The sequence below is a fragment of the Prevotella sp. HMSC073D09 genome (genome assembly GCF_001814145.1).
Classification (GTDB): Bacteria; Bacteroidota; Bacteroidia; order Bacteroidales; family Bacteroidaceae; genus Prevotella; species Prevotella conceptionensis.
Genome location: NZ_KV815079.1, coordinates 161,874 through 170,119, shown reverse-complemented (window position 1 = coordinate 170,119; position 8,246 = coordinate 161,874). Strand labels below are relative to the sequence as shown.

Here is an 8,246-nt window from a genome sequence, read left to right as displayed (position 1 = left end):
GTATGTGAGTTGATGAGTTTGTAAGTTGATGAGTCTGTGGGTTGATGAATAGGCAAGTTAGAATGTCCAAGCGCGTTAGTGATGCTCTAAACGCGTGGAAGTATATCGTTATCAATCGGTTTAATTTCAGTTGTTACCTACTTGAGATATTAACAAAGATGAACAGTGGGAGAATGCAAGTGGACAATTATTATCGGCTATCAAAGTTATCTGTTTCATGCCTTGCGATTTTGTTTTTCTTCTATTATAATGGATTGAGGCGTAAAATCTTGCTGAAAATGAGGTTTGGGATAGGGTGTGTAGTGTTAAGTGGCCATTGTTTTTGAGTAAACGTAAGTTTGTAGGTCGCCAAATCTGTTGTGCAAAATGGCTTGCGTAAAGGCATTGCCTTACGTTTTATCGGTGCAGGTCTTGCTAGAAGGAGGGAGGTTGGCTTGTAAGTGTTGGCGTATATCTTATCGGTATAGATTTTAGTCAACGGCTATAAGTTGGGCGGCAGACTTGAAAATGTTGACCTGTACTTTTAGGAGTGCAGGTGTGTGTTGAAGGCCTACGCTAACAATAGCTTTAAAACAAACAAAAACGGGTGAGAGCATGCCCATTTAGGACAGCTCTCACCCATTTTATTAGGATGGTATTAAGCCGAGAAACCCTTTAGGCAACCGTTTCTTCGTCTTTGCTCCAGTCTTCTTGCGACTTGCGAACGTAGCTCTTGTAGCGAAGCTTGGCCATCTCTTGGGCAGCCTTGAACAATTCTTCGGCTTCGTTGGGATAAGCTTTCTTTACAGAGAGGTAACGAACTTCTCCTAACAAGAAGTCGTGGAACTTGCTCCAATCGGGCTCCTTAGAGTCGAGCGTGAAGGGGTTCTTGCCTTCGTCGGCCAACAATGGGTTGTAACGCCACAAGTGCCAGTAGCCGGCAGCAACAGCTTTGGCCTCTTCGGCTTGGCTCTTACCCATACCTGCCTTCAAACCGTGGTTGATACAAGGTGCGTAGGCAATGATAAGCGATGGGCCTGGATAAGCCTCGGCCTCGCGGATAGCCTTGAAAGTCTGGGCTTGGTCGGCACCCATTGCTATCTGAGCCACGTAAACGTAGCCGTAGGTGGTTGCCATGAGGCCAAGGTCTTTCTTGCGGATGCGCTTACCTTGGGCTGCAAACTGAGCAATTGCGCCTAGTGGTGTGGCCTTAGAGCTTTGTCCACCCGTGTTAGAGTAAACCTCGGTGTCGAGAACAAGGATGTTTACGTCTTCGCCCGATGCGATAACGTGGTCCAAACCGCCGTAACCGATGTCGTAAGAGGCACCGTCGCCACCGATAATCCATTGCGAACGCTTAACGAGATAGTGGTCGAGCGTTTTCAGTTCGGCGCAAGTTTCGCAACCTTTGGCAGCACCAGCCTCGATGAAGGGTTTGAGTTTTGCACTCGATTCCTTCGATGCGTCGGCGTCGTCTTTGGTGTTGAGCCATTCGTTGGCAGCCTCCTTAAACTCGGCAGGCACATTATCGTTGGCCACGAGGTCGGAAAGCAGCATCGTAATGCGCTCGCGCATCTTCTTGTTGCCCAGTGCCATACCCATACCAAACTCGCAGAAGTCTTCGAACAGCGAGTTGTCGAAAGCAGGACCTTGACCAGCCTCGTTGGTTGTGTAAGGCGTTGAGGGGATAGATGCAGAATAGATAGATGAGCAACCCGTGGCGTTGGCAATCATTTCGCGGTCGCCATAGAGTTGTGAGATGAGCTTAACGTAAGGCGTTTCGCCACAACCAGCACAAGCACCAGAGAACTCGAAGAGGGGTTTTGCAAACTGCGAGTTCTTCACATTGCTCTTAATGTCTATCAAATGTTGCTTGCTCTTAACGTTCTTAGCAAGGTAGTTCCAGTTGGAAATCTGCTGTTCGTCGTGCGTGAAGGGCACCATTGCCAATGCCTTTCCGTTCTTGTTGCCAGGACAAACGTCGGCACAGTTGCCACAACCAACGCAATCGAGCACGCTCACCTGAATGCGGAAGTTCATGCCAGCCATTGGCTTGGGAACTTTCATTTCGAGTGTCGCATCCTCAAAGCTCTTTATTTCTTCCTCGTCGAGAACGAACGGGCGGATGCAAGCGTGAGGACAAACGTAGGCACACTTGTTACATTGAATACAGTTCTCGGCAGTCCATTCGGGGTTGAAGGCCTCAACGCCGCGTTTTTCGAAAGCTGCGGCACCATTAGACATCGTACCGTCTACCATGTCGTAGCGCACGAAGTCGGATACTTTGAGCAAGTCGCCCGATTGTCCGTTGATTGGGCGTACAATCTCCTTGATGTATGCCGGTACATCTTCTTCGGCTGCAACAGCATCATCGGGTAGGTTAGCCCAAGCAGCATCTACTGCAAGCGTCTTGTATTCGCCACCGCGGTCAACGGCTGCATAGTTCTTGTCGACTACGTCTTGTCCCTTGTTGCCATACGACTTAACGATAAACTTCTTCATTTGGTCGATGGCCAAGTCTACGGGGATAACTTCTGTAATGCGGAAGAATGCACTCTGCAAGATGGTGTTGGTGCGGTTGCCCAGCCCAATTTCTTGTGCAATCTTCGAAGCATTCATATAATATACGGTGATGTTGTTCTCGGCGAAATAGCGTTTGATGCGGTTGGGGATGAACCTAACCAGCTCGTCGCCCTCGAAAACGGTGTTCAGCAAGAACGTACCGTTCTTTTGTAGACCGCGAATAACGTCGTACATGTTCAGGTAGGCCTGTACGTGGCAAGCCACGAAGTTGGGCGTGTTAACCTGATAGGTAGAGTGAATGGGCGAATTGCCGAAACGCAAGTGCGAACAAGTGAAGCCACCCGACTTCTTCGAGTCGTAAGAGAAGTATGCTTGACAGTGCTTGTTGGTGTTGTCGCCAATGATTTTAACCGAGTTTTTGTTGGCTCCAACGGTTCCGTCTGCGCCCAATCCGTAGAATTTGGCTTCGAAAATACCTTCGCTTCCCATAGGTATTTCGGGCACGGCGGGCAGCGAAGTAAACGTAACGTCGTCTACAATGCCCACGGTAAAGTGGTTCTTTGGTACTTCCAGTTCGAGGTTGTTGAACACGGAGAGTATCTTAGCAGGCGTAGTATCCGAAGAACCCAGTCCATAACGTCCGCCAACGATTAGCGGTTTGTTCTCTACGTCGTAGAAAGCGCTCTTCACATCGAGATACAAGGGTTCGCCTTCTGCGCCAGGTTCTTTGGTACGGTCGAGCACGGCGATGCGTTTAACCGTCTTGGGGACGGCAGCCTGCAAGTGCTTAACAGAGAAGGGACGATAAAGGTGAACCGAAATCATACCCACCTTCTTGCCTTGCTTCAACTGATAGTCGATGGCTTCGCGGGCAGCTTCGGTGGCCGAGCCCATCAAGATGATGATATTCTCGGCATCTTCTGCGCCATAATAAGAGAACAGATGGTATTCGCGGCCTGTTATTTCCGAAATCTTACCGAGGTATTCTTCAACTACTTCAGGAATGTTGTCGTAATGTTGGTTGCATGCCTCGCGATGAGTGAAGAATGTTTCGGGGTTTTCTGCCGTACCGCGCGTAACGGGGCGTTCGGGCGAAAGGGCGCGATCGCGGAACCGCTTGATGTCATCGTGATTAACCAGCTTGGCAATCTCGTCTTGGTCAATCAGTTCAATCTTCTGGTATTCGTGCGAAGTGCGGAATCCGTCGAAGAAGTTCACGAAAGGTATGCTTGTACGTAGTGTTGCCAAGTGGGGAACGGCTGTGAGGTCCATCACCTCTTGCACCGAACCCGAACAGAACATGGCGAAACCCGTTTGTCGGCAGGCCATAACGTCTGAGTGGTCGCCAAAGATACACAAAGCGTGCGAAGCGATGGCGCGTGCCGACACGTCGAACACGCAGGGCAGCATCTCGCCGGCAATCTTGTACATGTTAGGTATCATCAGCAGCAAGCCCTGAGATGCCGTAAAGGTGGTGGTAAGTGCGCCGGCTTGCAGCGAACCGTGCATGGCACCAGCCGCACCGCCTTCCGATTGCATTTCTTGAACCGTTACCGTCTGTCCGAATAGGTTCTTTCTACCTTTGGCAGCCCACGTGTCTACGTGCTCGGCCATGGGCGAAGACGGGGTGATGGGATAGATGGCTGCAACCTCTGAGAACATATAGCTCACGTGAGCGGCGGCCTCGTTACCATCACAAGTGATAAACTTTTTTTCTTTTGCCATTTGAATAAAATATTAATTAATGTATTTGTATTAATAAAGGAACCCGAAAAGCCAAAGAGGTATCTTGTTGCCTTTCCCCACTTCGGTGTTGTATCGGGCATATATGGTATCATTATTATATCTAACCTTGTTCGTTCCTCTGGCATCGCAAATGCGAAATTTCTTTTTCTCGTCTACAATATAGTGGTGCTCCTTGTTGCTTTGGTTCACTAGATGGTCTTTCCAAAGCGCATTAACGAAGAACGTTTCCATAACAACCTGTTCGTTCGGCACTATCGGATAGATGGCGTACATCAGATTGGGGTTGTGCATCATTATTTTAGACGGTTTCTTGGGGAAGTCGTCACCTACAAGGTGCATCATGTTGATGAGTCGCGCATCGGCCAAGTACTTGATGTAATTCATTACCGTGGCCCTGCTTGTCTCTATGTCTTGGGCAAGCTGACTTATGTTCGGGGCTTTCGTCGAGTTGAGCGACAGCAAGTAGAAAAGTTTCTTTATTTTAGTGAGATACTTCAAGTCTATTTGCTTAATGAGCAAGATGTCCACTTCGGTCATCATGTTCATTGTCTTTAACAAATTCTCCGAGAAGTTGCGTTGTTCTAAAAAGAAGGGGTAGAAACCGTGGTGAATATAATCGCGGAAATGTTGCGAAGGACTTACCAAGGGCAGTATTTCTTTCACGATGCTCTCATGTTGCGAGATGATTTCCTCTAAGCTGTATGCCTTAAAGCGTCTTCCTGTAATGATATTGAGGTATTCCCTGAACGAGAAACCGCGCAGGTTGTAGCTTTTAACAATGCCGTTGAGCTCTGGGTTCTCGTCTTTGAGTCGCATAACGCTCGACCCTGTGAAGACAATTTTCAGCTCAGGGTATCTGTCGTAGCACTTACGCAGTTCCGAACTCCAATCCGGTTGCTTGAAAACTTGGTCAATGAGCAACACCTTTCCGCCGTGATTAACGAAGTCGGCCGCAAAATCAGCGATGCCTCGGCTTTGGAAATAGAAGTTGTTCATGTTGATATACAGGCATTGCCTGTCGCCCTTAGCAAAATTCTCTTTGGCATATTGCAGCAAAAATGTAGTTTTCCCCACACCACGCGTTCCCTTAATGCCAATCATGCGGTCGTCCCAATTAATTTCATCCATAAGGGTTCGGCGCAATGTGGCATTGGTATGTTCCACCAGATAAGCGTGAGTGCGAAAAAAAGCCTCCATAGTTTGCTACTATATTTAAGCGATTAAAACCATGCAAAGATAACATTTATTTATTAGATTTGCAAACTCTACCTTACAAAATAAGTGATTTATATCATCTTTTTTAGGTATTGGCCATACATTCCACCTTAAAAACGCGTGTATAGCATGGCCTTTGTGCATCGTCAAGCCCTTGTATGCAAGGTTTACAAGCATGTTTTTTGCGTTTCTCTGCGCGTACGAATACTAATTTTTCGGCTTATGCGCAAACTTTTCTGATATTTCTTTTGCCGAATAGAAAAAATACTTAACTTTGCTCCATTGTTACTAACCATAAACACATAGATAAATTATGTCTGAACACAAAAGAAACACATTGAGCGAGGTTTTCAGATTCAAGAAATTCTCCTTGTTCGTCTTGGCTGTGATAGTCACAGCCGTTTTGTGGAACTTGCCCTCTACGGCTTTTGGCATAGAAGGGCTGACAGTTATCCAACAACGCGTGATAGCCATCTTCGCATTTGCCACAATCATGTGGGTAACGGAGGCTATCTCCTCGTGGGCAACTTCGGTAACGCTCATCGGCGCGTTGCTCTTCACCACGTCCGACAATGCTTTCCTCTTCTTTCGAGCGGGTATCGACAAGTCGGAACTGATACATCACAGCGCATTGATGGCCACTTTCGCCGACCCAATCATCATTCTTTTCTTGGGTGGTTTCATGTTGGCCATTGCCGCAACCAAATCGGGGCTTGACGTCTTCTTGGCGCGTGCGTTGTTGCGTCCTTTTGGTAGGCGCTCCGAGATGGTTCTTCTGGGTTTTATTCTCATTACGGGCGCTTTCTCCATGTTCGTGTCCAACACGGCCACGGCAGCCATGATGTTAACCTTCCTTACACCCGTGTTCAAGGCATTGCCACCCGAAGGTAAAGGGCGCGTCGCTCTAACGTTGGCCATTCCCGTAGCAGCCAATATCGGAGGAATGGGAACACCCATCGGTACACCGCCCAACGCCATTGCGCTAAAATACCTTAATGCCCCCGACGGATTGAACCTTGGGTTGGGCTTTGGGCAGTGGATGGCCTTCATGTTGCCGCTAACCATCATTCTGTTGCTCATTGGATGGTATCTGTTAAAAACCTTCTTCCCCTTCAAGAAGAAAGAGATTGACCTGCATATCGAAGGCGATATACACCGCGGATGGCGAACACCAGTTATAGCCGTCACCTTTTGTATCACCGTTTTGCTGTGGATGTTCGACAAGTTTACGGGTGTAGGAGCCAACACTGTGGCCATGTTGCCCATATCGGTGTTTGCTTTGACGGGCGTTGTTAAGGCAAAAGACCTGCAAGAAATCAATTGGAGTGTTATATGGATGGTGGCTGGAGGCTTTGCTTTGGGGCTTGCACTCAACGAGTCGAAACTGGCAGAACTGGCCATTAAGAGCATACCGTTTGGCAATTGGTCGCCTATGGTCATCCTCCTCATATCGGGAGTGATATGCTACATCCTCTCCAACTTCATCTCCAACACCGCAACGGCCGCTTTGTTGGTACCTATCCTTGCCGTTGTTTGTAAGGGAATGGGCGAAAGTTTGGCAGGAATTGGCGGAACCCCCACCGTTCTTATCGGCATTGCCATTGCCGCCTCCACAGCTATGTGCTTGCCAATCAGTACGCCTCCCAATGCCATTGCCCATTCAACGGGGCTTGTTCATCAGAACGAGATGATGAAGATTGGCCTTGCCATTGGTGTAATTGGTCTTGTGTTAGGTTACATCGTACTTTTCTTTGTTACTAAGATTGGCATGATTTAAAACTTTTAGGACTATCCAATCCCCTTTATAAGGCAGCTTTAAAAAGAAGTCATCCAGACCGTTAAAATCTCTACAATTTGAGAGGAGTTTATTATCTTTGTGATTTAAAACCAAGATAAACACTCCTCTCATCTACGAAGTACTAGACAAAGATACAATAAAATCTGAGATCTTGCCACATTTGTCGGTAGCAAAACGCGGTTATGTTACTAAAAGCTACCTGGTGGAGGCCATTCAGTACATTCTCTACAGGTTGAAAAACGGGCTGGCAGTGGCACATAATGAGGAAAAAGTAAAGAGCGTTTCTTTATGTTTCTTATGTTCTTATGTCAAAAGTGGACGTGTTTATGCCAACACACGAGAAAAGAACGTTTTCGTTAAACCAGATGAACAACGTCGAGCTTGCTCGAACACTGTCATGCCGAGAAAAGAACAATTAACTCGTTCACTTATCCACTTGTCTTCTTGTTAACTTGTCAATTTGCCATATCCTGTCAACTTTTCCGCAAGAAATTTAACATTATGAGTGCCATTTTTATCCACCAAGCGCCTATCTTGCGCAAAAAATCGATTCTCGCGAAGGTTTGTTTTGATGCAAAAAGGAGTTAGTCTGTGAATACGATAAAATGAATATTTATTTCAAGAAACCGCCATTTGTACCATATTTGGGGCTATTTGCAGCTAAATGTACTGCAATTTGGTGCAAAACGCAGTGCGTTTTGGTGCTAAATGCAGTGCGTTTTGATGCTAAACACAATGCGTTTTGGTGCTAAACGCAAGGTAAAATGGTGCTAAATGCAGTGTAAAATGCAGCTAAACGTAAGACAAAAAACATAAATATGCACTGCAATGGTATAAACAAAACCTCTAAGAACCATAAAACACATGGCAAAAAAGGGCAAAATGGTGGTTAAAAAGTGGGTTTTTAGGGGGCTAAAAGTAGGTAATTGGGTGCAAAAAATAATGAGTTGACAACCAATCTAGAAAGGCTAAATGGTACAAAATG

The 8,246-nt window shown here is 46.8% G+C and carries 3 protein-coding genes and 1 pseudogene; 2 read left to right on the top strand and 2 right to left on the bottom strand.

The annotated features are described in order from the left end of the window. Nucleotides 1-654 precede the first annotated feature (654 nt). Nucleotides 655-4,227, bottom strand: coding sequence for a pyruvate:ferredoxin (flavodoxin) oxidoreductase (gene nifJ, locus HMPREF2955_RS06455; RefSeq protein WP_070721968.1), 3,573 nt, complete (start codon nucleotides 4,225-4,227; stop codon nucleotides 655-657). 30 nt (nucleotides 4,228-4,257) lie between these two features. Then, entirely contained in the window at nucleotides 4,258-5,445 is a 1,188-nt protein-coding gene (locus HMPREF2955_RS06450) for an ATP-binding protein (protein ID WP_070721966.1), read from the bottom strand. Nucleotides 5,446-5,776: 331 nt separating this feature from the next. On the opposite strand from HMPREF2955_RS06450, the gene HMPREF2955_RS06445 reads away from it, so the two are divergent. Further along, nucleotides 5,777-7,240, top strand: coding sequence for an SLC13 family permease (locus tag HMPREF2955_RS06445; protein ID WP_070721962.1), 1,464 nt, complete (start codon nucleotides 5,777-5,779; stop codon nucleotides 7,238-7,240). A 115-nt stretch (nucleotides 7,241-7,355) separates the two neighbouring features. After that, nucleotides 7,356-7,505: pseudogene (locus HMPREF2955_RS16825) on the top strand (IS5/IS1182 family transposase); the annotation flags it as partial. Nucleotides 7,506-8,246 lie beyond the last annotated feature (741 nt).

Bases quoted from the DNA above. Each gene is read 5' to 3' on its own strand.
- nifJ (WP_070721968.1), bottom strand. From the start codon at position 4,227: ATGGCAAAAGAAAAAAAGTTTATCACTTGTGATGGTAACGAGGCCGCC.
- HMPREF2955_RS06445 (WP_070721962.1), top strand. From the start codon at position 5,777: ATGTCTGAACACAAAAGAAACACATTGAGCGAGGTTTTCAGATTCAAG.
- HMPREF2955_RS06450 (WP_070721966.1), bottom strand. From the start codon at position 5,445: ATGGAGGCTTTTTTTCGCACTCACGCTTATCTGGTGGAACATACCAAT.